The organism is Pseudarthrobacter kochi, from assembly GCF_055412805.1.
The window spans coordinates 63,707-89,854 of sequence record NZ_JBVAYV010000012.1; the positions used below are offsets into that span (position 1 = coordinate 63,707).

At 59.7% G+C, this 26,148-nt stretch carries 26 protein-coding genes and 1 pseudogene; 14 read left to right on the forward strand and 13 right to left on the reverse strand.

Translation table 11 applies throughout. The features are described from left to right. Positions 1–559: 559 nt before the first annotated feature. From ACZY0Y_RS08465 to ACZY0Y_RS08475, 3 genes are all read left to right on the forward strand, one after another. Entirely contained in the window at positions 560–796 is a 237-nt protein-coding gene (locus ACZY0Y_RS08465; protein WP_326961992.1) for an antitoxin VbhA family protein, read from the forward strand. Positions 797–1,304: 508 nt separating this feature from the next. After that, entirely contained in the window at positions 1,305–1,955 is a 651-nt protein-coding gene (locus tag ACZY0Y_RS08470) for a helicase associated domain-containing protein (RefSeq protein ID WP_463957409.1), read from the forward strand. Between the two features lie 458 nt (positions 1,956–2,413). Continuing rightward, positions 2,414–3,043, forward strand: coding sequence for a hypothetical protein (locus tag ACZY0Y_RS08475; RefSeq protein WP_463957410.1), 630 nt, complete (start codon positions 2,414–2,416; stop codon positions 3,041–3,043). 330 nt (positions 3,044–3,373) lie between these two features. Here the strand turns inward: ACZY0Y_RS08475 and ACZY0Y_RS08480 are convergent, their stop codons facing one another. The 3 genes from ACZY0Y_RS08480 to ACZY0Y_RS08490 form a co-directional block, all read right to left on the reverse strand. Continuing rightward, positions 3,374–3,658 carry a hypothetical protein gene (locus tag ACZY0Y_RS08480; RefSeq protein ID WP_463957412.1) on the reverse strand — a complete coding sequence of 95 codons (285 nt, stop codon included), beginning with the start codon at positions 3,656–3,658 and terminating at the stop codon, positions 3,374–3,376. A 381-nt stretch (positions 3,659–4,039) separates the two neighbouring features. Further along, entirely contained in the window at positions 4,040–4,285 is a 246-nt protein-coding gene (locus ACZY0Y_RS08485) for a hypothetical protein (RefSeq protein ID WP_463957414.1), read from the reverse strand. A 161-nt stretch (positions 4,286–4,446) separates the two neighbouring features. Next, positions 4,447–5,028, reverse strand: coding sequence for a recombinase family protein (locus ACZY0Y_RS08490; RefSeq protein ID WP_463957416.1), 582 nt, complete (start codon positions 5,026–5,028; stop codon positions 4,447–4,449). Positions 5,029–5,288: 260 nt separating this feature from the next. On the opposite strand from ACZY0Y_RS08490, the gene ACZY0Y_RS08495 reads away from it, so the two are divergent. After that, positions 5,289–5,519: a hypothetical protein gene (locus ACZY0Y_RS08495; protein ID WP_463957418.1), complete on the forward strand. Its 231-nt coding sequence runs from the start codon at positions 5,289–5,291 to the stop codon at positions 5,517–5,519. Positions 5,520–5,718: 199 nt separating this feature from the next. On the opposite strand, the gene ACZY0Y_RS08500 is transcribed toward ACZY0Y_RS08495, so the two are convergent. Further along, positions 5,719–6,021: a hypothetical protein gene (locus ACZY0Y_RS08500; RefSeq protein ID WP_463957419.1), complete on the reverse strand. Its 303-nt coding sequence runs from the start codon at positions 6,019–6,021 to the stop codon at positions 5,719–5,721. 89 nt (positions 6,022–6,110) lie between these two features. Between ACZY0Y_RS08500 and ACZY0Y_RS08505 the strand changes: the two genes are divergently transcribed. Next, a complete protein-coding gene (locus tag ACZY0Y_RS08505; protein WP_463957421.1) occupies positions 6,111–6,248 on the forward strand; it encodes a hypothetical protein in 138 nt (45 codons plus the stop codon). Between the two features lie 154 nt (positions 6,249–6,402). On the opposite strand, the gene ACZY0Y_RS08510 is transcribed toward ACZY0Y_RS08505, so the two are convergent. Both ACZY0Y_RS08510 and ACZY0Y_RS08515 read right to left on the reverse strand, forming a co-directional pair. After that, positions 6,403–6,585 carry a hypothetical protein gene (locus tag ACZY0Y_RS08510; RefSeq protein ID WP_463957423.1) on the reverse strand — a complete coding sequence of 61 codons (183 nt, stop codon included), beginning with the start codon at positions 6,583–6,585 and terminating at the stop codon, positions 6,403–6,405. A gap of 243 nt (positions 6,586–6,828) precedes the next feature. Next, complete coding sequence (locus ACZY0Y_RS08515; RefSeq protein WP_463957425.1) at positions 6,829–7,053, reverse strand: hypothetical protein; 225 nt, start codon at positions 7,051–7,053, stop codon at positions 6,829–6,831. A gap of 293 nt (positions 7,054–7,346) precedes the next feature. Between ACZY0Y_RS08515 and ACZY0Y_RS08520 the strand changes: the two genes are divergently transcribed. The 4 genes from ACZY0Y_RS08520 to ACZY0Y_RS08535 all read left to right on the forward strand — a co-directional run bounded on the left by ACZY0Y_RS08520 (position 7,347) and on the right by ACZY0Y_RS08535 (position 10,383). After that, positions 7,347–7,475 (forward strand): hypothetical protein, encoded by a 129-nt coding sequence (locus tag ACZY0Y_RS08520; protein ID WP_463957427.1) that lies wholly within the window; start codon positions 7,347–7,349, stop codon positions 7,473–7,475. 162 nt (positions 7,476–7,637) lie between these two features. After that, the gene (locus ACZY0Y_RS08525; protein WP_463957429.1) at positions 7,638–8,231 is read left to right on the forward strand and encodes a class I SAM-dependent methyltransferase; all 594 of its coding nucleotides are present in this window, start codon (positions 7,638–7,640) and stop codon (positions 8,229–8,231) included. A gap of 243 nt (positions 8,232–8,474) precedes the next feature. After that, positions 8,475–8,894, forward strand: a complete 420-nt coding sequence (locus ACZY0Y_RS08530; protein ID WP_463957431.1) for a hypothetical protein — start codon at positions 8,475–8,477, stop codon at positions 8,892–8,894. Between the two features lie 838 nt (positions 8,895–9,732). After that, complete coding sequence (locus ACZY0Y_RS08535) at positions 9,733–10,383, forward strand: helicase associated domain-containing protein (protein ID WP_463957433.1); 651 nt, start codon at positions 9,733–9,735, stop codon at positions 10,381–10,383. 170 nt (positions 10,384–10,553) lie between these two features. Here ACZY0Y_RS08535 and ACZY0Y_RS08540 read toward each other — a convergent pair whose 3' ends face one another. Next, a complete protein-coding gene (locus ACZY0Y_RS08540) occupies positions 10,554–11,132 on the reverse strand; it encodes a DNA-binding protein (protein ID WP_463957435.1) in 579 nt (192 codons plus the stop codon). Between the two features lie 335 nt (positions 11,133–11,467). Here ACZY0Y_RS08540 and ACZY0Y_RS08545 point away from each other — a divergent pair. Beyond that, positions 11,468–11,641: pseudogene (locus tag ACZY0Y_RS08545) on the forward strand (helicase associated domain-containing protein); the annotation flags it as partial. Between the two features lie 257 nt (positions 11,642–11,898). Here the strand turns inward: ACZY0Y_RS08545 and ACZY0Y_RS08550 are convergent. The 5 genes from ACZY0Y_RS08550 to ACZY0Y_RS08570 form a co-directional block, all read right to left on the reverse strand. After that, on the reverse strand, positions 11,899–13,545 hold the full coding sequence (locus ACZY0Y_RS08550; protein ID WP_463957436.1) for a DUF6119 family protein: 1,647 nt from the start codon (positions 13,543–13,545) through the stop codon (positions 11,899–11,901). Positions 13,546–13,609: 64 nt separating this feature from the next. Next, positions 13,610–13,795, reverse strand: coding sequence for a hypothetical protein (locus ACZY0Y_RS08555; RefSeq protein WP_463957438.1), 186 nt, complete (start codon positions 13,793–13,795; stop codon positions 13,610–13,612). A 396-nt stretch (positions 13,796–14,191) separates the two neighbouring features. Next, complete coding sequence (locus tag ACZY0Y_RS08560) at positions 14,192–14,629, reverse strand: MFS transporter (protein WP_463957440.1); 438 nt, start codon at positions 14,627–14,629, stop codon at positions 14,192–14,194. A gap of 69 nt (positions 14,630–14,698) precedes the next feature. After that, entirely contained in the window at positions 14,699–17,293 is a 2,595-nt protein-coding gene (locus ACZY0Y_RS08565) for a DEAD/DEAH box helicase (protein ID WP_463957442.1), read from the reverse strand. Then, entirely contained in the window at positions 17,290–19,248 is a 1,959-nt protein-coding gene (locus tag ACZY0Y_RS08570) for a site-specific DNA-methyltransferase (protein ID WP_463957444.1), read from the reverse strand. Before ACZY0Y_RS08570 ends, ACZY0Y_RS08565 begins: the two co-directional genes overlap by 4 nt. A 205-nt stretch (positions 19,249–19,453) precedes the next feature. Between ACZY0Y_RS08570 and ACZY0Y_RS08575 the strand changes: the two genes are divergently transcribed. The 4 genes from ACZY0Y_RS08575 to ACZY0Y_RS08590 all read left to right on the forward strand — a co-directional run bounded on the left by ACZY0Y_RS08575 (position 19,454) and on the right by ACZY0Y_RS08590 (position 24,398). Then, positions 19,454–20,131 (forward strand): 8-oxoguanine DNA glycosylase OGG fold protein, encoded by a 678-nt coding sequence (locus ACZY0Y_RS08575; protein ID WP_463957446.1) that lies wholly within the window; start codon positions 19,454–19,456, stop codon positions 20,129–20,131. Between the two features lie 237 nt (positions 20,132–20,368). Continuing rightward, the gene (locus ACZY0Y_RS08580) at positions 20,369–21,346 is read left to right on the forward strand and encodes an AAA family ATPase (RefSeq protein ID WP_463957448.1); all 978 of its coding nucleotides are present in this window, start codon (positions 20,369–20,371) and stop codon (positions 21,344–21,346) included. A 151-nt stretch (positions 21,347–21,497) separates the two neighbouring features. After that, positions 21,498–23,984 (forward strand): S8 family peptidase, encoded by a 2,487-nt coding sequence (locus ACZY0Y_RS08585; protein WP_463957450.1) that lies wholly within the window; start codon positions 21,498–21,500, stop codon positions 23,982–23,984. 165 nt (positions 23,985–24,149) lie between these two features. Further along, positions 24,150–24,398, forward strand: a complete 249-nt coding sequence (locus ACZY0Y_RS08590; RefSeq protein ID WP_463957452.1) for a type II toxin-antitoxin system Phd/YefM family antitoxin — start codon at positions 24,150–24,152, stop codon at positions 24,396–24,398. A gap of 413 nt (positions 24,399–24,811) precedes the next feature. Here the strand turns inward: ACZY0Y_RS08590 and ACZY0Y_RS08595 are convergent, their stop codons facing one another. Then, a complete protein-coding gene (locus ACZY0Y_RS08595) occupies positions 24,812–25,780 on the reverse strand; it encodes a PDDEXK family nuclease (protein WP_463957454.1) in 969 nt (322 codons plus the stop codon). Positions 25,781–26,148 lie beyond the last annotated feature (368 nt).

The window sequence follows — 26,148 nt, forward strand, 5'->3', positions numbered from 1 at the left end:
GACCTCGTCGAGGGTAATCCGAAGTTGGGCCGTCCGGATTCCCCTCCGTATACGCAGAATGGTTTCCTTCCTGGACGCTCTGGCTTCGCGGTCCCCATCAGACATTGCCTCGCCCCTCTCAGTCCGCTGCATTCATCATCTCCGTGAGGTCCTCACCGGCCAAGGGCTTCGCGTCACGGAGGTGGACCATGGACCCCTTCTGAGCGGACGGAGGCCAACGGTCTCGGTACGGGAGCGCACGGGGCTCGAACCCAGATTGTCAGCCCTGGGTTTTTAGGGGTGACGACCTCAGGTATTCCGAGTTCTACCAAGTTCTAGCTGGTTCTACGGTTTTTCCTAGAACCAGCTAGAACTTCGTAAAACATCACGAAACACTCCGTCCGGATCTTAACGAGAAACATTGGATCACCACGACAACCGTCCACGACGCCAGACCCATTGCATGGCAAACGATTCGACCAAGCGCTTCAGTCGCCCGGTGAGTGCCATTGAGCCGACCCGCAGTCTCCAGTTCAGTCGATAAACTTGAAGGACCAGGAGAACCAGAAGGGAGGTCGTCATGGGTGATACCAGCAAACGCAGTGCGCCGAAAGCAACGGCCCCCGAGCAAACAGTCCGTGTCCTGACCCCTGAGCAGAAACGCGAACTCACCATCGACACGATGGCCAGCTGGGCCCTGGACGGGTTGCACCCCACCCGCGAGACCGTCGAGAACATCAACGCGTACCTGCGCGGCGAGTTCACGATGGACGAATACCTGCGGAAGTTGAAGGGGCGTGACCCCGGCGGAGGCTGACGTGGGCATTTGGATGCCACTATCGGACCGGGTGGACGGCTTTACAATCTAATCGGCGCCCATTTCACGCCCAGCGGCATCGGAACGCTCCCCCAACAAGACATTTTGAGCCGGCGCCGTGGCCGGATGACACCCGTCATGGACGGGCAGTCACCGCCGCCCGGACGCGGACTAGGTATCGATGTAACGGCTAAGGCTGGTCGGAATGGTACTACTCGGTTGGTGGGCATGACCCTGACGCATGCTCATGAGTAAGCAGTATCCCGCTGTGCCCCGCTGGTAAGTGGAGGCCGGGCGTCGGCTGTCGGTTTGAACGGATTCTTCACAGACCATCCTTTACACAGCTTTACATTCTTTACATTCTTTACATTCCTTACATAAGCCCGCGCAGATGCCCTGGCGAGTCGTGACTGGCACCACCTCTTGGCCCCTGTCAGGCGTTTTTTTCGTACATACATATTTCGGAGGGACCTCTCCAAGCCAACGTAGTGGCAAGATGACTCCCATCATGGACAGGCAGTTGCGGCGCGCCCCTGACGCGGAATGGGTGTTGATGTACCGGCTCGGGCTGAGCCGGAAACGCATCGCTGAGCTGGTTGGGGCCGAGCCCGCTACTGTCGGATACCACCTCGTCATTGCCCGTCGCCGGGACCCGGAGCTCGAGGTGGCACATCTGGCCGCCACCGACACCGGAACCAGCCCCTCTCCTGTGGCCGTTGCCCGCATGCAACAGATAATCGTCTGGGTTGCGTCCGAAGGTCGGTTCCCGCGTGACCGCTCCGAGGATAAAGAGGAACGATCTATGGCGCGGTGGTTCTCTGACCGCCGGCGCGAGGCAGCCCAGTGCACTCTTCACGCGACCTACGGCGAGGGCCTTGCCCGTGTCCCCGGATGGGGCTGGAACCCCAGGACAGCGGCCGAGGAAGCCAGATGGGACCGAAACCTAGCCCAGCTCGTGGACTTCCGTGCCGAAGGCAACGATTGGCCCCGCCACAGGAAGTGCGATTCTGAGCGGGAACACACTCTCGGCGTGTGGGTGCATGCCCAGCGGCAAAAGCGCCGTCGCGGCGAGCTCGAAGCTGAGAAGGTCAAACGTCTGGACGCCGCCGTTCCCGGTTGGCGGGCCGGAAGGACCAGGGGCCGCCCTCCCCGGCGGTGACCGGAAGGTTGCCCCATTGTGGACAGGTGGAGCCCTCGGCACAGCCCAAAGCTGGGCTGTCCCCATTGGCGTGCAACCCGTTCCCTGTTGGATCGCTTCTGTCGTCATGGGCTGCCTGCCGGCGAGTCCGGACTGGAGCCGGCCGGAGCCGGACTAATACGGGTTCAGTGCGCTTTCCTTATCCGCATGCATAAAGCCATATCCAGAAAAATGGATATGCGCCTATGAGTCCTTATTCGGCTCGCATCTTGCTTGAAATCATCTGTCGGCAGACGGTCGCATGTCAGTCCCCCGGCTTGGTTCCGGAGGAGTGCGCCCAGCCCCTATGTTTTTAGGCATGGAGCTTGCTGTTGGCTTCTGGGTGTAGATAGTTCAGGATTTGAGCATCAGGTTCAGTGGCATTGGCGGAGGCAGTCGTGCCCTTGCACCACTTATTCGCGCCCAGGGGGAAGCAACCGATGAGCGGAATCGACGATCTCATACCCAGGTCCGACGACCGTTGGACCACCGCCACACGCCGAGCCCAGGGCATTGCAGACCTGGGCCTCGGCGGTGCCCTAAAGACCTATTACACGCTCTATTTCCCGGCAGGGGTGATCATTCTTGTCGCGGCAGGGACCGTCCTCGGGATTTTGGCATTTGGAAACGATCTGGCGGACCGGCCGTCCTATTCGGTGTTCGGATTCTTCCTGGCAGCGCTGGGTGCCGCCATCGGCGGCCTGATTTACAACGCAAAGAAGACCGCGCCTGCAGCGGAGACGGGCAGGGTCGACGTCCTACTCTCACTGGAGGACGAAGAGCGAAAGGACATCCGACGCCAGATACTCGGGAAGGCAACCGTTGATCCGGATCACCTTGTCGTTTCGCGGGCCGCGGCAGTGCAACTGCGAAAGAATCTCGCCACACAGCTCACCTGGATGCCCGCAATGCCGCTCATATTCATTCCCCAAGTCATACGCGGAGCCGGGTTCCTCTCATGGTTCATGGCAGCTGGCGTGCTTGTCTTGGTGGTCGGGCTGATGTACTTTGTCCGGGACTTCCAGCGGGCGGGGAGCTTCCTTGACCGCACGGCAGAGCCGGCTCTATGAGGAACCGATGGATAAGGCTATGGGTGGGGACATTTGTCATCCCCGTCCTCGGCTTCGTCGTCGGCTATGTTTTGGGCGGACTTCCGACAGCACTCCAAGCTCTTGCCATTTCGACTATTCCAGTCCTGATCCTGCATGCGAACACATGGGCGGGGGGCGGGCCCACCAAAGGCTCCAAGGCTGCCGACGAAGACCTTCGCGGCTCTGACGGCAGCGCGCGATAGTCACGTTTGCTGCGGGTGACTGTGAACTGCGCGGGCCGACCGAGCACCGCCAGGAGGCCCGGACCAATATGCGAAATGCGGCGATCGCATGCATCTTCGGCACACCCTAGAGCCCGCTGCCGCCCTTCCATTCCTCTGCCGTTGCTCGCTTGATGTTCGCTGACTGTGCCCAGCCCAGGTGGTAATTGCCGGAAGCATCCAGCCACTCAATCAGGCCGTAGCTGTTCGACCAGGCCACTGCCTTGCCGTAGATCCCGTTGACGCACACCAGGGGGCGGCCGTACTTCGGGAAGTCCCGGATCGGGGAGCTGTCATCCATCGGGCGGACCTTGTCGGCGTCCAGGCGCGCGACCATCCGGTCCATGTCCTCGGGAGAGCCTGCCTTGATCACGGCTCAATTTTAGAACGGATCCCGGGACTTATCGAACCTATGTTCTCCACAGACTTGTCCACATGTGAATATGTTTTCGATAGACGGCTCTCGTCGCGGCCGAAATCGTAACCGTATAAAGTCAGCTCCAGCCCGTCCATGGCCATGGTCACCGACATGCTCAAGCAGGCGCTCGGACGGCTCCGGACCTGGCGATCCCGGCCGTGAGTAGACTCATTAGCAGCGGAAGGGGGCAAGCATGACCAAACGCCGGATGGGCGGTGTCTGGGTGTTGTACTTGTTGCCGCCCTTCGCCGTCGCCATGTTCCTCGTTTGGCTCATGAGGGACGTCTGGCATTGGTTCTGACAGGACCGAAGCGGTAGCCCTGAGCAGGAGAGCGGCTAAGCTGCCCCCAGGCTCCACGCAACAAGTCCCGCGATAATGAAGCCGACTCCTAGAACGAGAAATAACATTGCCACCAGTCGTATCTCGCGACGTTTCTTGCTTCTGTAGGCCTCCAGAATGTTTGGGTCATCCTGCGGTAGGAAGAGATTCCAGTTGGTCACCAGTTTGGCCAGCGGGTTGGAGATTGCCAAGCAAAACAAGCCCATAAGTAGGCCGACTAAGCCAAACACCGCGACCGACATGCTTATCCTCCTGGCCCACGGCTGACCGCTTTTCCGAATCCTAGTGTCCAGAGGCGGTCGTGCCAACGAACCGCCCGTGGGTAAGTTGGCAGCGGCCCACGCTGAGCACTGACTGCGGTCCTGGGGTTTCCCTGCACGAACCGGACGCTGTTGTTATCGCACTACTTCGAGAGGTAGCGGTACAGGGTGGCAACCGAGACGCCCACAGCGTCCGCGATTTCCTGCGGACTCATGACGCCGGCGGCGTGCAGTTGCTTTGCCCTGGTGACCTTCGCGCTGTCCAGAAGTTTGGGCCGACCTCCGTTGCGGCCGCGTGCTCGCGCCGCTGCGAGTCCGATGTTGGTTCTCTCCCTAAGGAGGTCGCGTTCGTACTCGGCGAATGCTCCGTAGATACCCAACATGAGCTTCGCCTGGGCGCTGTTGCCGTCCGTGCTGAGCATGGGGTTGTCCAGCACGCGGACGCCCACTCCCTGATCTGCAAGTTCTTGGAATAGCTGGACGAGATTCCCCAGGGACCGCCCCAAGCGGTCCAGCTTGGCCACGACCAACGTGTCGCCTTCCCGCAGGGATTCCAAACACTTGGTGAGGCCGGGGCGCTCCGCCTTGGCCCCGCTGACGCCGTGATCCTGGAACAGGTGGCGGGCGTCAGCTTTAACCCCCGCCACTACCAGTGCATCCAGCTGGCCGTCCGTGTTCTGATCAGCCGTGCTCACTCGCATGTATCCAACCAGCGCCATGCCCATTCCCCATTCTCAGTTACTCAACACTAAAGACTGTTATGATAATTAGTTTATGAGAAGAGAATTGATAATACAAGTTTCCTTAATTTCCGGGGTTCAGCCGCGCCGCGGCTGGGCGTCATGCTGCCACTCAGCAAACGATCGTTTTTAAGAATGCGAATGTGTAGGGTGACCAGATGGAGTCCAAAGCCAGTCCCGCAATCCCCGCCCGCCAGCCCGTCGCAAAGGTCATGAAAGCGGGTATCGTCGTGGGTTGGATAATCATGGCGACTGGAGTCCTCGCCATGGTCGTCGCGAGCCGCTTCAGTCCGGCTGCGCTGGCGGCAATCACCGCCGCCATTGCCTGCATGGCAGGCGTCTTCGTGGTCCTCTACCAGGGCACGGGGCAGTGGGCGCGTGATCCCGGATACTCACCTTCGGGGAAGGGGCTGACCCTCGTGCTCGCACTTGCCGCAGTCTCAATACTGCTGATCTTCTGGTCAACTTCCCTGTAACGCTGAGGCTTGTGCGGCCGGAAGAGTTCCGTCAGCGCGCATCGACCGCGTTTCAGGCAAAGGCTGTCTCCCGCCTTCCCATCGTTTTTAAGAATCGACAGGCCCTGAACAGCCCGCCGCAACGACGGCAATCGTGTTCCTCGCCTCCCGTCCGTTTCTGAGAACGGCCAGTAGTCCATTGCCTTCAGATTGTTCCGGCTTACCCTGAGCCATGACCAACCATGACAGCCGCAACGTAGCGGCTCAGAGAAAGCGGATAATACGCGAGCTCCTCTGGGTCTTCGGTGCCGGAGTGATCGCCGGGCTTGTTGCCGGTGCCGCGAAGCTGGAATTCTGGTCCAGCGCCGCCCTGACGGCGGTCATCATGCTCGCCGTTGGGATCCCCTTGGGCTTTGCTGCGAAGCGCGAACGCGAACGGATGAACGGATGAACGGATGAACGGCCAAGTTGATCCGGAGATTTCTGACCCTGGCATCTGACCATCGTTTTCAAGAATGCTCACTATCTGAGCCAGCCGCACACAGGAGGGGTAACGGCCCAACATGGGCCGGGTCCCACCGGCCCCACCTGAAAGCTGAGCTTGATAAAGCCATGAGCAAAGAGATAACCGAGACACTGACAGCCCTTGCCACCCTCGCGGCCCTGCCTGAACTCACCACCTCCCAGATCATCTGGCTCGTGGTGCTCGTACTGCTGTTCCGCAAGCGGGACGGCGGCAAGGACGCATGATCCGGCCTCCACCTGGAGGGAGGGGGAGGGCCCGTGACGGCCCCGCCGCCGCTCCCAGTGGTGATAGCGCCCCCGGATGCGTAAAGGTTGAAAGCTTTCCCATCGTTGTTGAGAACGACGTAGGGAACCCCCTAGCGACAACCGGACGGTGTTGTCACTCACCAGGCATTTTTCGACGACGATCTATTCTCGTGAAAAGTACTAGGACCACTGCAGCCACACCAAACATCAACCACACCATGACGGGAATGAAGCTTGGCTGAAAGTATCCTCCAACTGCTAGTCCAGCAATCAGGACCAAACCAAAGAGAAGAACGCTGAGCTTCTTCTTTGTCATGCGCTGAGCCTAACGGCGCCGTCACCAAATCGCCCGGTTCTGCTCCTGCCTTAGCAGGGCAAAGTCTCCAGCCTGCCCCGGGGCGGCAACGAGGATGACCAGGCGAACCACACGGCCCTCTACCCCCTCCGCAAAGGGCAGGGGGAGGGACCCCAACGGCCACCACCGCTGTCCCCGGTGGTGATAGCGCCTCCCGTTGCGTACAGGTTGAAATGCCTTTTCCCATCGTTTATGAGAGAGCCGCTAGTCGAACAAAATGTGGAGCACCACTATGAGGGCGCCGGCACCGAAAAGTAGCGAGCAGAACAGGATGCCTATGCCTTCCATGCCCTGGGCTTGCTCAGCCTTGTCCCCGACGGGAAGGACTTTGAACTTTTCCGTGATCAAGTACACCTGATATGCGGCTATACGCCTACGGAAGACGAACCACGCCAACGCCACCAGCATGAACACGATGCCTTCCACCATTGCCTTGCCTCCACAATCCGCCGCTAGGTGCCCCTCGCCCCCGACCCTACTGGGCGGGGATCCAGTCGCCGGGTCATTCACCTGGCATTCCGTCCGGTTGCCGCCGCCTTCTCCTGCCCCCACAAGGGGAGGGGCCCCTGTCGGCCCCGCCGCCGCCCCTGTCGGTGTTACCGTGAGCCATGTTCAACAGCGGCCGACCACGAACGGTTTCCCGATGGCTGGTTATAGTCGCTGTCGGTGTCCTGTTCGGCCTCATGACGGGAGTGCTCGTCAGTTGGCAGTTAGCTCCAGCGATGGTTCTGATCTACTTCGTTGGCGGCTGGGCAGCAGAGCGGGGCCAGAAGCAAAAGAAGGAAATCGACGCGTACCGCGAGGAGTGGCTCGGCAAGCAGAAGAGCAACGGCGCGGAACCGGAGGCATAGCCGGCTCCTTCCGCCTCGTCTTTCCATCATATTTGAGAAGGGGCTATGAGAACGAGCCTGGGACGTTCTAGGTTCGATCGGGTGGAGAACCCGGGCGTCTGCCCTGACGACGGTAGTCAACTGCGGCGACAAAGACAACGTACCTTGCCTAGACTCGAGCGCATGGTCAACGTTGTTTGCGATGCTTACTCGAGCAGGGCGGCGGAATACGTCGAACGCTTTGCTTCGATGGGTGAGGTGCACCCTTCAGATCGGCAGCTGGTGGCGACTTGGGCGGATGGCGTCGAGGGTGCGGTACTCGACGCCGGCTGCGGTCTGGGCCAATGGACGAATTTTCTCAATGAAGCTTGGATTCCTGTACTCGGAGTGGATCTGGTTCCCGAATTCATCGAACACGCCCGCGTTGCCTACCCCGGCATTCCGTTCCGGACAGGCAGCCTCGACGCCCTCGATGTCAGCACCGGGGCAATTGGTGGAGTGCTCGCGTGGTACTCACTGATCCACCATGAGCCTGCCACGATACGCACTCCTCTCCTGGAGTTCAGTCGAGTACTCAACCCTGGTGGCGGCCTGATGATCGGCTTCTTCGACGGTCACGTCCTCGAGAAGTTCGATCATGCGGTCGTCCCGGCATACCAGTGGCCGGTAAGTGATGTCTGCGACGAGCTGGTAGCTGCGGGCTTTGATGTGGTCGAGACACACGCAAGAACAACCGCCGGGCAGCGACCTCACGGAGTAATTCTCGCCGTTCGCTGAGGTGGTCGGTGGGAGATCCTTCACCGGGACATTCGATCAGATCGCCTCTGCCTCGACTATCGCCTTGCGGATTGCTGTCTTCCATCCCCAGACGCGGGTCTGAGTGCCCACAGCAAACTCTCGGTACTTCGATGCGGAGGTGGTCGGCGCGCCAGGGCTATTCGTGACGACTTGCAGACCTCCCCTCAGTGAAAAGCTCAATCCTGGTGAGTGCTTGCGCGGTGACTGCCATATGGTGTTGCCATGAGTGACAGCGCCGAAGGCACTGATCCTAGATCCTCGGCTAAAGGAGCAGCTATCAGAACGATCCGTCTGATCAAGCGCTTGTTCGTCGAGATGCCTCAGCCGGCGAAGGCCTTCGTGCGGCTCTTCCTTTTCTTTTTTCTTCTCGCCTTCCTCGTTGCCGCGCTGAGGGGCCCGGGGTGGTTGGTACTGGTGGTTCTGGCACTCGCTGAAATCTCCATCTTCTCCTTCGGCTTTTGCATCTTCAGGGATATCAACAGCGCGGCAAGTGCGTGGTCTCGCATGTACAAAGAGAGCAAAGGGATACCCCCGGAAGGCTTCACCTTCACCGACGTTCCGACGATCAAATTCATGGGTTTCATGTATATGGTCATGGGGATCATGTCCCTAGTTGGACTGACTGTCACGGCCCTAAAATAGCCGTCGATCCGCGCCCTCTGCGGATGACGGCCATCCGTGATTGCCGTCGAGCGCCGCGAAGCACCCGTTCTCGAGCAAACCAAGTGTTCGGGCCCCTGTCCTCGTCTCTCTGGTCAGTAACCTCAAGATCCGGCTTGTTGCCGGAAAGTCTCACTTTCGCGATCAAATCCTGGCGGTGCCCCTCAACTTTTGTGGCGTAGTCGCCGCCCCATCCAACGGCGACTCGTGCCGCTGGTTCCGTCTTGGTAGGTCACTTCGACCTCGACGCCGTCGCTCGACGCATTCCGAAGTTCATCTCCCGGCAGCCATAATGCGAATTGCCCATGGGACACGGTTGCTGTCACGTCCTGGTGGGTACTGCTCTTGTAGACGACCCCCACCATGTCAGCGCCCGCGGTGCCGGCCACCATTGATATGTCGCCTGCGCTCGTGGTGCCGGTTCCCAGAGCCACGGCTGTCGCCACGGACAGCTCAACCGGAGCAACGACGACGTCGAAGCCATTCGCCTCAGATTCGCGACCCGCTCTGAACCACGGCGGCACGCCAGAGCCAGGCCAAAGGGGTTTCGCGAATTAAACGCTTCGGTTATACCGAGTTCTAGGAGGTTCTTGCATTTTTCCTAGAACTTCCTAGAACTTCCAATAACTGGCAATAGTTGGACAGGGAGTGTCTCAGCGAGGTGCTGGATTGGCTGACGATGACGGGTTTGGATGGCCCCGTCGGACGGGGTGGATGCTGCGCCGCATGGTCAGTGTCAGGGTCACGACCCGTCGGCATCGGGACATTGCCGCAATGGCGGACCGTTCCGGGCCGGCATCGTGACAGGATGACACCCATCATGGACAGGCAGTTGCGGCGCGCTCCCGACGCGGAATGGGTGTTGATGTACCGGCTCGGGCTGAGCCGGAAACGCATCGCTGAGCTGGTGCGCGCCGAACCGGCCAGCGTCGGTTACCACCTGGTCATCGCACGCCGCCAGGACCCAGAACTGGAATCCGTCCACCAGGCGGCCGCCGGCACCAAAGCCGGCCCATCCTCCGCGGGCCTTCGCTGCATGGAAGAGATAGTCTCCTGGATTATGGCCGAAGGCCGGTTCCCCCGTGATCGCTCCGCAGACAAGGACGAACGGTCGATGGCCCGGTGGCTCTCTGACCGCCGGCGCGAAGCAGCCGAAGGCACCCTCCACCGGGTCTACCGCAGCGGCCTCGCCAAGATTCCCGAGTGGGCGGGAGGTCCCCGGGCAGCAGAGGACGACGCCCGCTGGCGTGACCGGCTGGCCCAGCTTGTGACCTTCAGGGCCGAAGGCAACGACTGGCCCCGCCACCACGACTATGCTTCAGGCCGGGAACATACCCTCGGGGTGTGGGTGCATGCCCAGCGGCAAAAGCACCGTCGCGGCGATCTGGACCCGGAGAGGATCAAACTCCTGGATGAGGCGCTTCCCGGCTGGCAAACCGGCAGGACCCGGGGCCGCCCACCTCGGCTATAACACGATCCGGGAACGGAAGAAAGACAGCAAGAACCCGGTCCGCCTACCTGACCGTTGTCCAACAGATTCCCAAACGAGCCAATCCAACAATCACGTTGCCCTGACCACGCTGGCCGCCATCACCTCACCCAACCGACCAGTCCTGCCACGCGGCCCGTCGTCGTCCCCAGTCAGCCTCCGGCGACTGCAGGGGTGATGCGCTCCAGCAGTGCGTCGTGAGCCTGCTGCAGGGTGCCCGCCCGCGCCTCGGCCGCGGCCAGCCGGGCCGCGGCCGCCGACGCTTCCCGGTGAGCTTCCTTCTCCGCTGCCTGCGCCTGGGCCAGCTGCTCCCCCGCCGCAGCAACCTCGGCTTCCAGGGCCGCGACCCGGGCGACGAGCTCCGTGGCGGCGGCGTCCTTCTCGGCGGTCACTCTGTCCAGGTCGGTCGCGAGTTCGGCGATCTCCAAGTTCAAGTCCTTCTTCTCCTGCACCCAGGCCGCCTCGAGTCCGGCATGGCGTGCATCGGCCAGCCCCGAGGCCTCGGCCCAGCAGGCCCCGGCCAGTCGGGCGGCCTGTTCCCGCAGCGCCGGCGGCGCTGCGGCGACCTGTCCGCCTGCGGCGTCCTTCTCCTGGGACCACTCCCTCAGATACCGGGTCGCATCGGCATTGCTCGCCCCCGCTGCGGCCCGCACTGTCGAGACGGTCGGCCGGCGCTCGGCACTGATCTGGTCCGCGGCAGCGTACACACGGTCTTTCGCACTCAATGTCACGGTGGCAGCCCTTCGAAGTGGTAGTAGTAGTAGTAATGCTACTACTACTACTACTACTACTGGAGTTCACGCCCTTAGATCCCGGAACCGAATCCGCGAGAGCGCCCGCAAGGCTCCCTATGACCGCGCAGAGGACCGTCGGGAACGCTCGATGGGCCGGGTGCCTCTCGGACCGCCGGCGGGAATCAGCCGACCGCACCCTGCAGCCAGCTTATTGTGTCGACCTCGCACGACTTCCGGGCTGAGCCAGGAACGCCAGGGCGGCCGTTGAGGAGGTCCGATGGCATGACCGCCTCGCCCAGCTCGCGGACTCCCGCGCCGGAGGCAACGACTGGCCACGCCACCGAAACTACGCCTCAGAGCTGGAACACACCCTTGGGGTGTGGATCCACACCCAGCGGCAAAAGCGCCGCCGCGGCGAACTCGACCCCACCAAGATCAAGCTCCTCGATGGCACCCTTCCTGGCTGGCAATTAGGAAGGACCCGCGGTCGCCCGCCCCGGCGCTAAACGGGCGCGTTCGGTTCCCTGCAGCCGAAGTCGTCGGGCCGGCCATTAGAATAGCTATGGCTCTCCAGTTCCCCCAGCTTGGAGAGCCGGGAGCCTCCACGTTTGAGTCCTTGATTCGCGCGGAGGCTTCCTCATGCCCTCGATAAAGACCGCGCGTCCGGACACGACGTGAAGACCGCTCCGCTGTGTCCCGCTACGTGAAGTGACGCATTTCCCTGATGAGCGCGCAATCGGTTCGGCAGGGACATCTTGCGACCTTAGCCAGTTCGTGCCACCCACTGCACAGATAGATCCACGTTCCAGAGTTGGAACTCCTCTGCCAGATTCACTAACCGCATCCGGCTGAATGCATATAGTGTTTCTGCGTTGATCTCCCGGTCTCTACACATGACCAACACCACCTTCCGCGGCCGATCAGGGACCCATGAGGGGTCGCCGCCGGCTTGTTCAACGCGTGTCCGCAGCGCTTCCCTGGCAGATGCATCTTGTAGAAGGGTCTGAGTTGACACCGCCGCCTGCGCGAGGAGATGACTCAACGGCGAGCTTCTGTCCACCTTCTTGACATGAATAAAAACTTGCTCACTAGTCAGGACGTCGCAGGCTTCAAAGCCGTCTCGGTTTGATTCGCACTTAATCAACTTGGCGTCGAGGTTGACTCCCCCCAATGCCTTAGCTATCTCGTCGTTGTAGTCGGCCTCATGACCTTCCGCCCACGTCGGCAGGGACCGCAAGGGGGAATCCCGTTCGAAGATCGAACGGGTTCTATCGGTCAGTCGGTCGTTCAACTGACGGTCGAGTTCGTACCAGCGACCATCGTGAAGGCAGTATCGCCCGCCATCGCCGGGTAGGGATGTCTCGAAGACAATCCAGCGTTTTGCCGGAAGCAAGGGGCTCGCGGCATCGTCGTCGTCGGAAAAAGCTTGCACTTTCATAGAATCGAGGCGCTCGACACGACGTCCAGATGGAAGCTCGACGAGTGGCTCGAGAAGAGTCTGCAGACTGGGTTCGCGGTCATCATCATTGTTGAATCCCCGAGGGGCACCCGTGATGCGGAAGTGGCTGATCGGTACCGCAGCATCAGCGGTTTCGGTCGGCCACGCTAGACCAAGATCGTCTTGTCCGGAAGTGCCGAGAGCTGAATCCAAGCTTTGCTGGAGGAGGTTCCAGCGTGTATCAGCCTTCTTCACAGCTTGGAGTTGTTCGATTTCGCTAAGACGCGTGTGCGGGTCCAGCAGCAACAGGGACTCCATGGCATCCAGGTCCTTTAGCAGCAGCTTCGGATCCCGAGCAAGGGGGAGCTTGATGGCGTCAGCGCCCCTGATTTCAATGGCCTTATCTCCTCGGACACTGCGAGCATGCATTCCATCCAGATCAGCAGATGCAACTACTCTCGAAATCAAATCCGCGATTCCTCCGACCCCATACGCGGCGAGATCATCGCCTCCAGGAATCGATGTGCGGGCGACTAATGCGCGCTGATCCAAGCGCGAATGGGTAACCGACTTAAGGTGATCAGGATCTGCCTGCCGAACAGCAATTTTCCGGCCCAGCCCGCTAATGATCCGAGACTGTTCCAGTGCGTGCAGTCCCATACCAAAAGAAAGTGCCCAAGTTTTCTTGGATGCTTCCTTTGTCGGAAGTAGGAGTAGGGCAGCAGCAGTAGACTGTCCGATGGCCGCCAGCTCGGGGTCGTCGATCCACTCGCCTAAGGGCGCCGACCAGTTGGTGCGCTCCTTGGGAATACTGCCCTTGAGTAGCACGCCTTCTCGCCCAGCAACAGAAACTTCACTGATTTCAAAGTCTTCCCTGGTCCGATAAGACTCGCGAATCTGTCGATTGACGTTTAGGCGTCCATCCAACATGTAAACGGTCACTGCGAACAGCTCGGCATTTCTCTGTGCCATGTAACTCCCCCGATGTGAAGACGAAATACCGCACGCCTTTGGATAATGCAGGAAGTCTACTTCGCTATCCGGCGGTCAGCGTCTCGGGGGGTCGGAGCGACAGGTGCCGATAGAGCCGCGAACGGGTGAAACCCGTGGCTTTCACGATCTCTGAGATGGCCTCCTCCTCCTCGTCGCGAAGGTATGCAGCGTGGACGAGCTTCGCTGGATCAACCACGCTGGGCCGGCCGATCCCTTTGCGGCTGCTCAAGAGCGTCCACCCCGGGAGGTTACAAGCAGCCTCTGCATTTCTGGGCCCACCCTTCGCTGCCGGTTTTTAGGGCAGCGTGCCTGGTTACTCTGACCCCGGCACTGTTGACTCCTCGAACATGGACGGCGGTATGACCGCAACATCGCCTCCGATGACAGCTACCCAATCCTGCAACTTGAGGTGCAGTTCGGGACCGCTGTCGTAGAACCTCAATGTTCCAAGGGCAGACGCGCTCACGTGGCTGACCTGAGGTCGATACCTGCTCACCAGTTCGGCAACGGCGCCAACGCTCTTCGGGCCGGTGAATTGCACAGTAGCACCCGGGCGGGCTGAGAAGTGGGGCACGGATCTCTCCTCTGACTAAGTTCAAGCCGATAGTACCCCCTATTCGTGGCGCTAAAAGTGCTCCGGCGATGCTATCGACGGCGAAGGTGGACAGGAGGAGGCCATATCGGCACCTGTGGTGTGCAGTTGGCGGTCCGCGTAGACGACGAGCAGCGTCAGGAGGGCGCCGCTAAATGTGCCGAGCGCTGTCGTCATGAACGCCATGGTGCGCAGGGGCTGGTCTTTCCAGAGCCAGGCTACGCCGTGGGCAATCTCGGCGCGCAGGGCTGGTGTCCGCCCGGCTGGCCGGGTCGCTGATGGCGGAGTGCATCTCAGGGCCGCCACAAGTGCGGCGCTGACCGCGAAAATCAGCCCGTCCCGTGCCAGCGGAATGATCGTCCCAGCGGTGAAGAGGATTCTTCCGAGGGGCGGACCGACGAGCTGGGTGGCGGTGCGTTGACGGGTGAGGATCCGGGCGTTGCCGGTGGCCAGCGCGTGGCAGCCAGTCAAAGGGAGGAGGTGACAGCCCGACTGGACAAGACGTCTAGCCGGGCATCTCCAGTGATCATTTCCAATTGTTTAGTATGCTCCGCCAAGTTCACGGAATAGCTGTTCGACGGCTTCCTTGGATGTTGCCTCGGCCAACTTTTTCTCTAGGATTTCATCGGTATGGCCGGATAGCTGGATAGCTACCAGCATTCCCGCAGAGTCCTTGATGACAATCGCAGCTCGGCGGAAATCCCCATCGTGCTCTCGGACGTACCGCGCCAAGGCAGCCCACTTTGGTGCAGTGTCCGCCAACGAGTGATTGTGCGGGTCCACCAGGTCGATGGCTACCCCGCCCTCACCGTCAGCGTGAAAGAACAGGAAGTCCGGGTAGAGGTTCTTGGACACCTCTGAATCCAGATAGTGCACAGACAGGGCGTGGCTGCCGCCCACAGGGTTCCGGTACCAGCCCAACAGCGTGCCAGAGGATTGCTCGGCTTCAAGGACACTCTCCTCCCATCCGGTGAAGGTGTCGGGGAACAGCTTGGTTTCGGGCAACGCATAGAGGTGGCCCGCATACAACGGAAGCTCCTCGACCAGGCCGGTGTCCTTGTTCAGGATCTCTGTCTTTTGCGAAATCGTCTCGGGCATACCGAGGTTGCTGATAAGTGCCGAACCGATGCGGGCGAAGATAGTTTCAAATTCATCGCGTAGCGTCGGCTTCAGGCGCGCCACCGAGCCGGCTGTGTTACGTCGCCAGGATTCCACACGCGCGCCGCACTGGGCCTCCAGTGCTTCCCTGGCCTCGGCGGACCGTGCCAGGGCCACAGTCCGGACGATCACTTCATCCCACGCCAGTGCGCCTGCAATGACGAGAGACGTGCTGTACCAGGCTGCGGCTGCGTCGGGCAGCCGGCGCTTGGCTTCTTCGAGAAGCTGACGCAGGTTCTTCTGGCTCGTAGCCGCAGTGCGGGCAAGGGTCCCTGTGTTGGCACCGCTGTATTGGTCGAAGGTGGCCATTTCAAAGCTCACTTCGAGCAGTGACTCAGCAACCTTGTCGATGGCCACCCTGTTCTGGGTGTAGACAGAGCCAAGAGTTTCCACGACGACGTTGCGTGATTCCTGGGTGTAGGAAGACCCTCCGGGATGCTCGAAGTCGGAGTTGTCCAGCAGGGTTCCGAGCCGCACCAGGCGATTCACGTTCGAGCTGAACCGGCGTACCGGCTTCTGCTCCCGAGTCAGCCCACCGATGGCATCCCAGACGGCTGCTGGAACCTCCGGGTTCCGCGTCATCCGCTTAGGATTCAACTGCACCGGAACCTCGATGTCCGCCGAATCCATGAAGGATTTCACGACCATCGCCACTTCAACCTTGTTGAAGTGAGGCAGGTACAGGTCCACTGCATTCAAATCGTCGAATTCCGGCTCTTCAATCTTCTTAGCCAAGGGGTTTCGCACCATCCGGCCGATGAGCTGGGCAATCTGAGTGTGTTCCTGCGCGTTGCGCAAAGACACCATCACCTCGGCCCGGGGACAGTCCCAGCCGGTGGTCAGGGCCTGCTTGAAGATCACTGCACGCAGGTTCCCTGACTGCGAAATCGAGGTCGGAGCAATGTACTGGACCACACGCGGCATCTCTACACCGCTCAACCAGGTGGTGGTCGTGATGGGTGCGTGCTCGCCGAACGCATGGGCCACCGAGTCTGCATCGTCAAAAGCATCGGAGGCGTCGGTGAGTGTCTGGACGATCTCGCCGATCTTCGCCGGTGACGTCAGATCAGGAACCTGGATCGCCAGAAGCGGCACCGGATAGGACAAAGCGCCGGTGGCGCGGGCCCACTCCTGCCATTGCCGGTCGGAACGGTCCAAGTCAGCTACGGCCTGACGAATCAGGGTGTCATCGCTGGGCTGGTCGTCCACCGCGTAGCTGACGTTGATGCGCTCCTTGATGAGCCCGGAGGCGCGCACCTTTTGTACATCGGCCACTACTTGCACCAGGGAGCGGCCAGATGCACCGCGCATGGCCTCCTCGAATTTCTTCGGCGTTGCCGACAGGCCGATCACGATGGGCGCCGGCGGGTTCACGATCGTGCGGAAAGTGTCGTTCCCACCTGGCACCTCGATGGTGGCTCCGTCGAGGATTCGACGCAGGATCGTCGGCCGGCTCCGGTCTGTTGCTCCCCGGTGCGCCTCATCGACCAAGACGATGAAGCCGCTGCCGCGCTGCTTGATGGTGTTGCCGATGGTTTCCCACAATGAATACCTGCGTCCATCACCGGTCTGGATATGGCGCGTAGCGCCGGTTCCAAGCTTTTGGACGTTCAGGAAATAGACGAGTCCGGGATCGAACTCAGCCTGGTCGAAGTCAGCCTCGACGGTCCGGAGCATGTTCATGTTGATCCGGTCTGAAGACGCCCGGATCTTCTTGCGGGACTGCTCATTGAGTTCCGCGTCGTCGGTCAGCCACAGGACGGTGGTTTCCGGACACGGATCGGAGCCCTCCGTTCCGAAGAACAAACCCTCCAGAACAGCCGAGGCAATCACAGTCTTACCCGCACCGGTCGGCGCGCTGATGCCGATCGCAGTCTTGCGCTCACTGTTGGAGCGGAGCCGTTGGGTGGCAATGCTGATTTCGTTGAGAGTTTCCTCGACAACGTCGGTCTGGTAGTCGGCTAGCGTGAATTTCACGAATCGCTCCGATTGATCTGGAAGGCATTTAGGTAGGAGCCGTAGATGGGCTCGACGGTGATCTCGTCGCTGAACGCTTCCCCGGCGAGATCGCCCTGTTCGGGAGAGTCCGTGATGATGAAAACGTGCTTGACCTGATTTGGTTTGGTGGCCAGGACCTCAGCGAGTTCGGCTGCTTTCCCGGCGTTGAACAGCACGGCCATCGAGGACTCTTCGTTCCATTCATAGGCTGAATCCTCGGTGCTATGCACCACGGTGCCCACATTGCCGGACTTCAGCCAGAACAACGGTGCGAGGCGTTCGTACTCCAGAGCCGCGTGAACTCGGCTCTCCTCAAGGTAGGCGAGCTCAAGGAACTCCACGTTGGCTGGCAGACCATCGGAGTAGGCAGAGCCGTCCTGGCGTACGCCTGTCACGACTGTCTCGATGCGCGGCTTGGTGACGTTATGGAACACGCCCTGGGCCTCGTACTCGGCGGAACCTGGCTGATGTCCAGCCTTGCGCAGCGCAGCGTCGTCTTTGGCTGACAGTTCGTTGTTGGTGACCAGGATGCACTGCCGCGTGCCTTGATCCTCGGCGTTGAGCCGGATGACGGCCTCAGCTGTGGTGCCTGAGCCTCCGAAGAAGTCCAGGATCACAGCATCTCTGGGGGCCGCGAGCCGAATCCAACGGATCAGAACGTCTGGGTCCTTGGAATTCGGAAATCTGTCCGACCCTAAAATCCGTCGTAGTCGTTGGGAAGCCGAACGACGGTCTTTGTAAAATGACGGAGCGGGTAGTGCATCCATGTGTTCAACGAGTAGTTTCTTACGAGCTGGAACGTTGCGGGTCCCGAAGATGATCCTCTTGCGCGCGATTAGATCGGCCATTCGTTCTGGACCGATTTCCCATCCGTTTTTCGGTGGCTCGTATGTACGGCCAGTTTCTGGGTTGGTGATCGGGTATCGGAGGTTTGGTCTTGGAAGAGAGTTGGCCAAGTCTCCTTCAAGGTAGATGTCCCCGTTGCCATCTACCTTGCTGAAAATAGCCAATCCGGGAGCGATTTCTTTAGCTTTTGATTTGATGAATTTCTTCAGCTTTACCTGTGCTTCATCAACCGTGTCCTCAGTGGATAGTGCGTCGCGCACTACTGCAAGCATCTCGGGAGCAAAGGGCTTGGGGTCACGGAACTGGGGAATCAGCTCAGCATTTAGTCCATAAACAAGCATGTAGTCCAAACCGCCGCCATGGTGTTTGGCAAGTGCAGAGACACCGCCTTGCCACGCGACGTTCATGATGAAGTTCTTCTCACCGAAGATCTCGTCCATAAGCATCCGCAACCGGTGGTGCTCATCGTCGCCGATGGCCACGATGACGACGCCAGCGGGCTTAAGGAGCTTCTTGGCCAGCGTCAGCCGGCGTTCCATGAAGCTCAGCCACTTCGAGTGTCGGAAGGTGTCCTGCTCGGCGACATAGTGGTCGTTGTACTGCCACGTCTTGTTGCCTGTGTTGTACGGGGGGTCGATATAGATCAGATCCACCGATTCAGGGTGGGTGTATCCAAGCATTTCGAGGGCATGGAAGTTCTCTCCGTTGATCACCACATGGGCAGGATCCTCAGGGTTGCCGGTGCGTATGGAACCCACTGTCTCCAGGCCGGGAAATACCACTTCGCCGAATTGCCTGGCGGGAGTCACGTTCGCGTGCTTTTCTTCGGTCACGTTCCCGTGCTCGTCTAAAAGAGTCACTGCGTCGCCGCTGATGGCACGGACTTTGTGGAATGTGCCGTCGGCTTCGCGGATGACGGTGCGACCGCGACGCACCTGGGCCTGGGGCATCCGAATGCCTTCGGGAGAGTGCCTTTCAAAGACGAGCCCGAACTTCTTCGTGGTGCGCTCGTATTCGGCCTTCAACTTCGCCCTCAGAGCTTCGTCGGTCACCTCGTTCAAGTAGACCTCGAACATGCTTTTGGACATGAAAACTCCTTGAAAATCGCCGCGCGCACGGACACCCAGCCTCATGTCTATCAGCAAATGAGTAGGGCACCGGTCAATCGCGGTCTTTCAGCTACGTCCGTGGCACAGTGCCGGCGCCTATGTCTGCACCCCTCATATCCACTAACCGGAAACCCGGGTGGCATATGCGAAGGTAAGTGGACCATCTACCTGGGGGAGATACATCATGCCAGCTGTACCCGATGACCTGCGAAGAAGATTCCAGAAGTGGGACGCCAAGAGCCGTCCGCCGCAGGAGGCCTTTGAGTGGGAGAAGAAGAACTGGCAAAGGTACCTCGGCAACAGCAGCATTTTGGAAGCTCTTCCGAATCCCATTGACCGCGCTGGCGTCCTGGAGACGTTCAAGCTCGTCCATGACCGGGATACAGCGCTCGACGCATACATTGCCAGCTACCTCTGGGGGTACGCTAGGGCCGGCTTCGGCCCGTACCGGGCTGAGCGGGTGATCCGTCTGAACACGGACCCTGAAAAGGGAAAGAACTTCGCGGTCGAACTGCACACCCTCTCTCAGATCGCGATGGCCGATGGCGGGACTGCTGCGTTTGAGCACGTTGTAGACAAACGACGAGCCGAAAGGAAGTTCTTCGCTCAGTGGGGACCGGCCTTCGCGACTAAGTTCATCAGCTTCGCTACTAAGGCTTCAGACCGGGTGGCCACGACTCCGATCATGGACAGCATCGTCGCTGCATGGTTCAAGAACCACTGCCAAGAGATAGGCCCCATCTGGCTTACCTGGCACAGCACCAGTAGCTACCGCCGATACACCGAATGTGTGGCGGAATGGGCAGTCGAACTCGGCGTTGAACCCGAGCAGGTCGAACAGCTCATCTTTAGGCGGGACTGAGCGCGGAGGGGACTTGAGCCCCCGGAGGGAAATCCAGGATCGCCCGGAGCAGGGTGTACGGCATCATCCAACGGCCCCCAGGACATAGCTGAGGACACTTTCACCCTTCCCAAATTCCCTCGAGCGCGGGGCACGCCTGAGCCAGTGTCAACGCCGGACATGAGAAGATAGCGAGATTAAGAGTAGAAACGTTTAGCTGTCCCATCGGGAATCGAACTTCGAGTGGAAGGAGGCAAGATGTCAGGGCCAAGCGATCAAGTAAAGGCGCTCCTCCGCGCACATGCCTCCGGAGACGAGGATTTGTTCTACAGCGTCGCACTTCAACTTGCCGCCCAGTCTGCACGGCGAGGGCATTCAAAAGTTGCGTTAGAACTAAGAGAACTGATCGACAAATCCAGATCGGAGCAGGTTCACCGCGGACAGCCAACACCGATTGGCAGCCCTCGCGGCGAGCTTAGCGAGCTTCTGGCCATATCTTACCCAGACTCCGGTCTTTCAAAGATGGTGCTCAGTGACGAAATCTCGGCCACGCTAAACCGAGTCATCCACGAACAACGCCAACGCGATCAACTGCTCCGCCACGGCTTCGTGCCGGCCCATCGTCTGCTGTTGACAGGATTGCCCGGCACCGGCAAGAGCATGACGGCTGCAGCCCTGGCAAACGAACTTTCACTGCCCCTCATGACTATCAGGCTCGACGGGGTCATGAGTAGATTCTTAGGCGAAAGCGCGTCTAAGCTCCGACTTATATTCGACGAGGTCGCTCGACGTCGTGCCGTATATCTCTTTGACGAATTCGATGCTCTCGGCAGTGATCGCGGAGCGACGAACGACATCGGTGAAACTAGACGAATACTAAATTCATTCCTCCTGTTCCTGGATGAAGCCCCGTCCGAGAGCGTACTAATCGCGGCTACCAACCATATGAGTCTGTTGGATCCCGCTCTATTTCGCCGCTTCGACGCTGTAGTCAGCTACGCGCTTCCAGGAAGAGAAGAGTCAGTCTCTGTGATCCAACGTCGTCTTGCGTCGATGGATTCCACGCGGGTCAACTGGGACCGGGTATCGGGGGAAGCACACGACCTATCCCACTCGGATCTGGTCAAAGCCGCCGAACGTGCGGCCAAGGACGCTATTTTGAGCGGCAGTTCAAACATCGAGACTTCACTTCTACTCAGTTCTTTGGTTGCGAGAAGAAAGCCAGGCATTGACTGACCATTTCCCGCACCTTCCGCTAGATCACATCTCCATACCCTCGCAAAAGGCTACGGACAGGAAGCGCCCTCCCAAGCCCCCGAGCTTCAGTCCCGAGTACTTTGACCACGGGATAGGTCGCCTCGCTCACGCTAAGCAACTGAACCAATCTTTGGCCAGCGCCCAAAACGCAGCCATTCATGCGCGCTCAAAGGTGCCAGTCGAACTTCGCGCGGACGGCTTCTCAGCTGTGGCTGTCTCGTTTGATGACGTACACCACCTTCAACTGGCGGCGCTGCAGGAGAGAACGGAACTCCTGCAGTTTCACTCCGCGTCCGAGCGCAGCGGTGGCCTAGAACCGGACGGCGCCGAGCGTCCGGCTACTACAGAGCGGGCCGTTCTGTGGGTGACAAACGAACAGTTGACAAAGCTTAGTTCCGATATCGCGTCATTCGTCGAAAACACTCCGGGAGGAAACCCTCGTTATCAGGCCCTCGTAGCAAACGTTGGGGCATTTGAACCAGTCACCCTGACGGATCTCTGGCGCGATGATTCAGATCTTCCGTCCGAGGATCAGGAAACTCTTTGGGAACTTTGGTACCACGACGACGATGAGTCGGAGACATCGTCGTTCCCGCTCTTGGATCAATACAGCGAGCAGCTCAACCTGACAGTCGAGCATCCGGTCCTGCAGGTCGGTGACTACATATCGTGCGTTGTCACCGGAACCAAACAAAGCGTGGAAATGCTCCTCAACACGCGCGCGATGCCGGTCGAGATTCGTAAGCCCAGCTTCATGGAAGAACTCGAAATGTTGGGCCAGGACTTTGTCGAGGAGTGGGTCCAGGATTTCGTCAGTCTCGTGGATGCTGCTCCCGGTGATTCCCCTGTGGTCACTATCCTGGACAACGGGCTGAAAGCTAGTCACCCACTTCTTTCAGCTTCTCTGCGAGGCAGAGCATGGAGCGTCCTTGACGGTAACCCTGGGGACGACATGTTCAGTCGCCACGGAACTCAAATGGCGGGAGTGGCCCTGTTTGGTGACCTCAGGAACCATCTCGACAGAGGCGCCGGACAACGTCTGGAACTAACACACGGTATAGAAGCCGTCCGGGTCCTTCGTGGAAAAAGCGACGTCCACGAGAGCCATCGCACGCCGGGCCTCCTGATGGTTAACGCCGTCGCTGAAGCCGAAATAAGGCGACCCCGGAATACGCGCGTGTTCTTAATCGCCCAGACAATGACAAACCGTAGTGACAGGGAACACGGCTTGGCCCTGCCCACTACTTGGTCTACAGCTCTGGATGCACTCGCCATGGGCTGCTTGGTAGAGATTGGCTCGGAAAAGGTCAAAGTCGGCCGACCGGAACCAGGCGCTCAACGGCTTTTCTGTGTGTCCATCGGAAATGTTCGTGGTGAGGATTTCGAGGCTCTGAGACTACCTTCAGGCTTCCCCTCAACGAACCTGACCAAGGTGGCAGAGGACCCGTCTCAGGCGTGGAATGTATTGCGGGTTGGCGCCTATACCGACCTCGACGAGATACCGGGAACCGGGCACTACGAGGGGTGGCAGCCCCTTTCAGCCAAGGGTGGTCTATCTCCATATTCGCGCACAGGCGTGGCGGCGAATAAGAATCACGGTGCCGTTCCGGATATCGTTCTCGAGGGTGGAAATCTGCTTCGCTCACCCAGCGGTGATCTCGACCATCCCTCGGCCGTTTCCGTGATAACGACTTCCACCGACAGCGCTGCCCCACTGACTTCTACCTATGCCACCAGTGCGGGCACTGCGCAGGCGGCGCGACTCGCTGCCATGATCCATGCTCGGTACCCCGACTACCGCCCTGAAACTGTCCGGGGTTTGATGGTCCATCGGGCCGAGTGGACCGATCACATGGCAGCCGGCATTCATGGCCCCAGGAATGGAACCGCACTGAGTAAGGGAGTGTTCGACAGGACGATCCTGCGCACCTACGGCTGGGGCGTTCCGCATGAAGGGCATCTCCTTAACAGCGAGGCATCGGACGTCACGATGGTCGTTCAGGACCAATTGAAGCCCTTCGACGGCCAGCGCGACCCAAAACTGGGCGACGTGAAGTTCTACAAACTCCCCTGGTCCAAGGAGATCATCGAGCAACTGGGAAGCAGCCCTGTCGAACTTCGAGTGACGCTTTCCTACTTCGTTGAACCCAATCCTGGCAAGCGGGGGGCAAACCACCATTCGACGTATCCGTCTCACGGTCTGCAATTCCTCATCAAGTCCGGTACGCAAAGCAGTGACGAGTTCCACAGAGACATTGCCGAGTCGGACGATGACGACGACAAATCTGGAGCCCAAATGTTTTCCGCGGGGTCGGGCTGGGTCGCCGGTGCCAACAATCGCGACCGCGGCTCGCTTCGCAGTGATATGTGGCGCGGGGCCGCATACAAACTTCTCGATGTAGACGAGATTGCCGTCGTCCCCTTGACGGGATGGTGGAAGTTGCACCGTCGAACAGACCGATGCGCGTTGGAGGTGCCCTATAGTCTCATGATCACACTTCGGACCCTTGGCGCCGAGGTCGACCTTTACACAAACATTTCCAATACCCTTGGCCTGGCTATACCGTCAGGGCTCGGACTTGAATCCCCCGCTGGTCAAATGATGTTGGACCTCTAGGCTTGAGGGATGAGATTCGGCCGAACGTCGATTCTGGACGCCGAATAGGAGGAGACCCCTTGCAAAGCAGGGCCTGCTTGTGGCCAACCAGGGGCATCTTGTTCGGGAGGACCTTGGCACTAACGGCCCGGTACTAGCATGGCTCGTACAACCAAGGAGGCAGGGATGGCCATCACCGCAATCGACGCCCGACGCAGTATTGCCCGCCTCATCGAGCAGGTCAACCTTGACCGTACCGCGGTGGAGATTACTTCAAAGCATGGGTCCGCGGTCCTGATGTCGAAAGCGGAGTACGACGCTTTGGTGGAAACAAGCTACCTGCTCAGTTCACCACCGAACGCGCGCCGACTCATGGCCGCTATGGACTCCGCCCGCAAGGTCGAAACTTACGAGCACAAACTTTCGGAGCGGTGACCAGCCACACGTAGCTGGACGGGACTGCTGAAGGTTTAGTTGACAAAGTGTCAATCAAACCCTCAAGGGCCCCTGATACCGCCAGTGAGGATGTCACGAGCGTTGTGCCCATCGGAATCACCTGCAAGGTGCGGATCCTTTCGGCGACAGATCCACCGGCCTACGGACTGGGAGCACGAGTTCGTGAAAGAGGTCATCACCGATTGCTGGAGGGCTCAGCCCCGTTTCGCTCTAAGGGCTTGGTTTTTTGCTCCTGCTAATCGCCGTTAGCCCGCGTGGGCCATGATGCCCACGTTCAACTCGCCGCGCCCCGGGTCAGCCAAACGGGCTATGGCCTCCCCGACCTTGACCTCGACGCAAAAACAGCTCGATAAGGACCAACGAGGCAAGAGGGAGCGATGGCGTGACCGTCGTTAGTTCCGATGCCCGGTCGATGGGTTCCGCTGGTATGCCCTTCGAGAGTATCCTTGGGCGCGGTACGTCCGGACAGACGGTGGCGCCATGACCGTGTCGTCGACAGCCATGTCTCTACAAGGAGCGACGAAGACGCGGGTCCACTCATTGGACTCGGCGACGATCGCAGACAGATCCCGGCCAAATAGTCCTTCCTGACGGCGGCGAACGCCTTCGTCCGTTTGCGCGTGGACCCAGTCCTCGTAGCGCCGGTAGATGAATCTGAAGGTCACGACGGGCGTGAAGTCCTGAGCGTGGCTCAACCAGAACCGTCGGGTGTTTCCGTCAACGGGCACCCGAATGGTTGACTGACCCCGCGTCGCTAGGCTGTGATTGGGAGGCATCGACGGCCTCGTCGCCAAATGCGAGCCTTCCGCCACGTCGTGATCATTACGACAGCACGGGATGAGGCTGACCGCGCCTGGCTGGACGACGTAACGGAATGTTGCGATCGAACAAACCGTATCCAGCAGCTCCAGGATGGAGTCGGCGGTTTCCTGGTGGATAGACGCTGCAATGATGACGAGCACCTGAGATTCGTTCACTTTCTCTGGCAGCGGATGCCCGAAACGCCGCTGGAAGGCCTTCACCAAGTCCATCCTAAGAGCACCGTCAGCCACGGCACGAATGATCTTCTGCCTGTTCAGCTGCTTGATCGCGCGGCGATAGCGGAGAATCTGGGCGATGATGGATGGGCCGGCTTTGCCCAATTTCAGTTCGATGATGTAGATGACACCAGTCGAGTCGATCGCGAGCAGATCGATTTGCGCTCCGACCGTCCTTACCTGTTTTCCCCTCCTAACCTGTCGTCCCCTCTTTACCTGTCTTCCGATGACCAACAGGCCCTGCCCGGGAAGAAATAGATGTCTCTCCAGGTAGCTTTCTAGGTCCTTCTCGCGCCGAAACAGGAACACGGTCTGTGCGGTCACCACCAGTCGTCCGACTTTCCGTCGAGTGCCGGACCAGGTCGGGGTGTGGAGTGATTCACAAGTAACGAGAACAGGGGCATCCGGTGTGCTGCCGGCGCTCCCGAAGAGCCCTTTGGTTGCCGGACCTCGTACACGACCTGAAACGAGCATTTGGCGGCGTGGGCATCAAGTACGCCAGTCCAGTGCATCGAGAAGGACAACACCTCGTCCTGTTCAACGAGGAAAACGTTCAAGCTAAGGGCTGACCCATGACCTACTGAGGTGTACTACTGATGTGAGACAGTCTTTGAAAGGATTGTTCCCATGTCTTCCCGTCCCACGTTTTCTGATGAGTTCAAGGCTGATGCTGTTGATCTCGTGATTACTTC

Bases quoted from the DNA above. Each gene is read 5' to 3' on its own strand.
- ACZY0Y_RS08465 (WP_326961992.1), top strand. From the start codon at position 560: ATGGGTGATACCAGCAAACGCAGTGCGCCGAAAGCAACGGCCCCCGAG.
- ACZY0Y_RS08470 (WP_463957409.1), top strand. From the start codon at position 1,305: ATGGACAGGCAGTTGCGGCGCGCCCCTGACGCGGAATGGGTGTTGATG.
- ACZY0Y_RS08475 (WP_463957410.1), top strand. From the start codon at position 2,414: ATGAGCGGAATCGACGATCTCATACCCAGGTCCGACGACCGTTGGACC.
- ACZY0Y_RS08485 (WP_463957414.1), bottom strand. From the start codon at position 4,285: ATGTCGGTCGCGGTGTTTGGCTTAGTCGGCCTACTTATGGGCTTGTTT.
- ACZY0Y_RS08490 (WP_463957416.1), bottom strand. From the start codon at position 5,028: ATGGGCATGGCGCTGGTTGGATACATGCGAGTGAGCACGGCTGATCAG.
- ACZY0Y_RS08495 (WP_463957418.1), top strand. From the start codon at position 5,289: ATGGCGACTGGAGTCCTCGCCATGGTCGTCGCGAGCCGCTTCAGTCCG.
- ACZY0Y_RS08505 (WP_463957421.1), top strand. From the start codon at position 6,111: ATGAGCAAAGAGATAACCGAGACACTGACAGCCCTTGCCACCCTCGCG.
- ACZY0Y_RS08510 (WP_463957423.1), bottom strand. From the start codon at position 6,585: ATGACAAAGAAGAAGCTCAGCGTTCTTCTCTTTGGTTTGGTCCTGATT.
- ACZY0Y_RS08515 (WP_463957425.1), bottom strand. From the start codon at position 7,053: ATGGTGGAAGGCATCGTGTTCATGCTGGTGGCGTTGGCGTGGTTCGTC.
- ACZY0Y_RS08520 (WP_463957427.1), top strand. From the start codon at position 7,347: ATGGTTCTGATCTACTTCGTTGGCGGCTGGGCAGCAGAGCGGGGCCAG.
- ACZY0Y_RS08525 (WP_463957429.1), top strand. From the start codon at position 7,638: ATGGTCAACGTTGTTTGCGATGCTTACTCGAGCAGGGCGGCGGAATAC.
- ACZY0Y_RS08530 (WP_463957431.1), top strand. From the start codon at position 8,475: ATGAGTGACAGCGCCGAAGGCACTGATCCTAGATCCTCGGCTAAAGGA.
- ACZY0Y_RS08535 (WP_463957433.1), top strand. From the start codon at position 9,733: ATGGACAGGCAGTTGCGGCGCGCTCCCGACGCGGAATGGGTGTTGATG.
- ACZY0Y_RS08550 (WP_463957436.1), bottom strand. From the start codon at position 13,545: ATGGCACAGAGAAATGCCGAGCTGTTCGCAGTGACCGTTTACATGTTG.
- ACZY0Y_RS08570 (WP_463957444.1), bottom strand. From the start codon at position 19,248: ATGTCCAAAAGCATGTTCGAGGTCTACTTGAACGAGGTGACCGACGAA.
- ACZY0Y_RS08575 (WP_463957446.1), top strand. From the start codon at position 19,454: ATGCCAGCTGTACCCGATGACCTGCGAAGAAGATTCCAGAAGTGGGAC.
- ACZY0Y_RS08580 (WP_463957448.1), top strand. From the start codon at position 20,369: ATGTCAGGGCCAAGCGATCAAGTAAAGGCGCTCCTCCGCGCACATGCC.
- ACZY0Y_RS08590 (WP_463957452.1), top strand. From the start codon at position 24,150: ATGGCCATCACCGCAATCGACGCCCGACGCAGTATTGCCCGCCTCATC.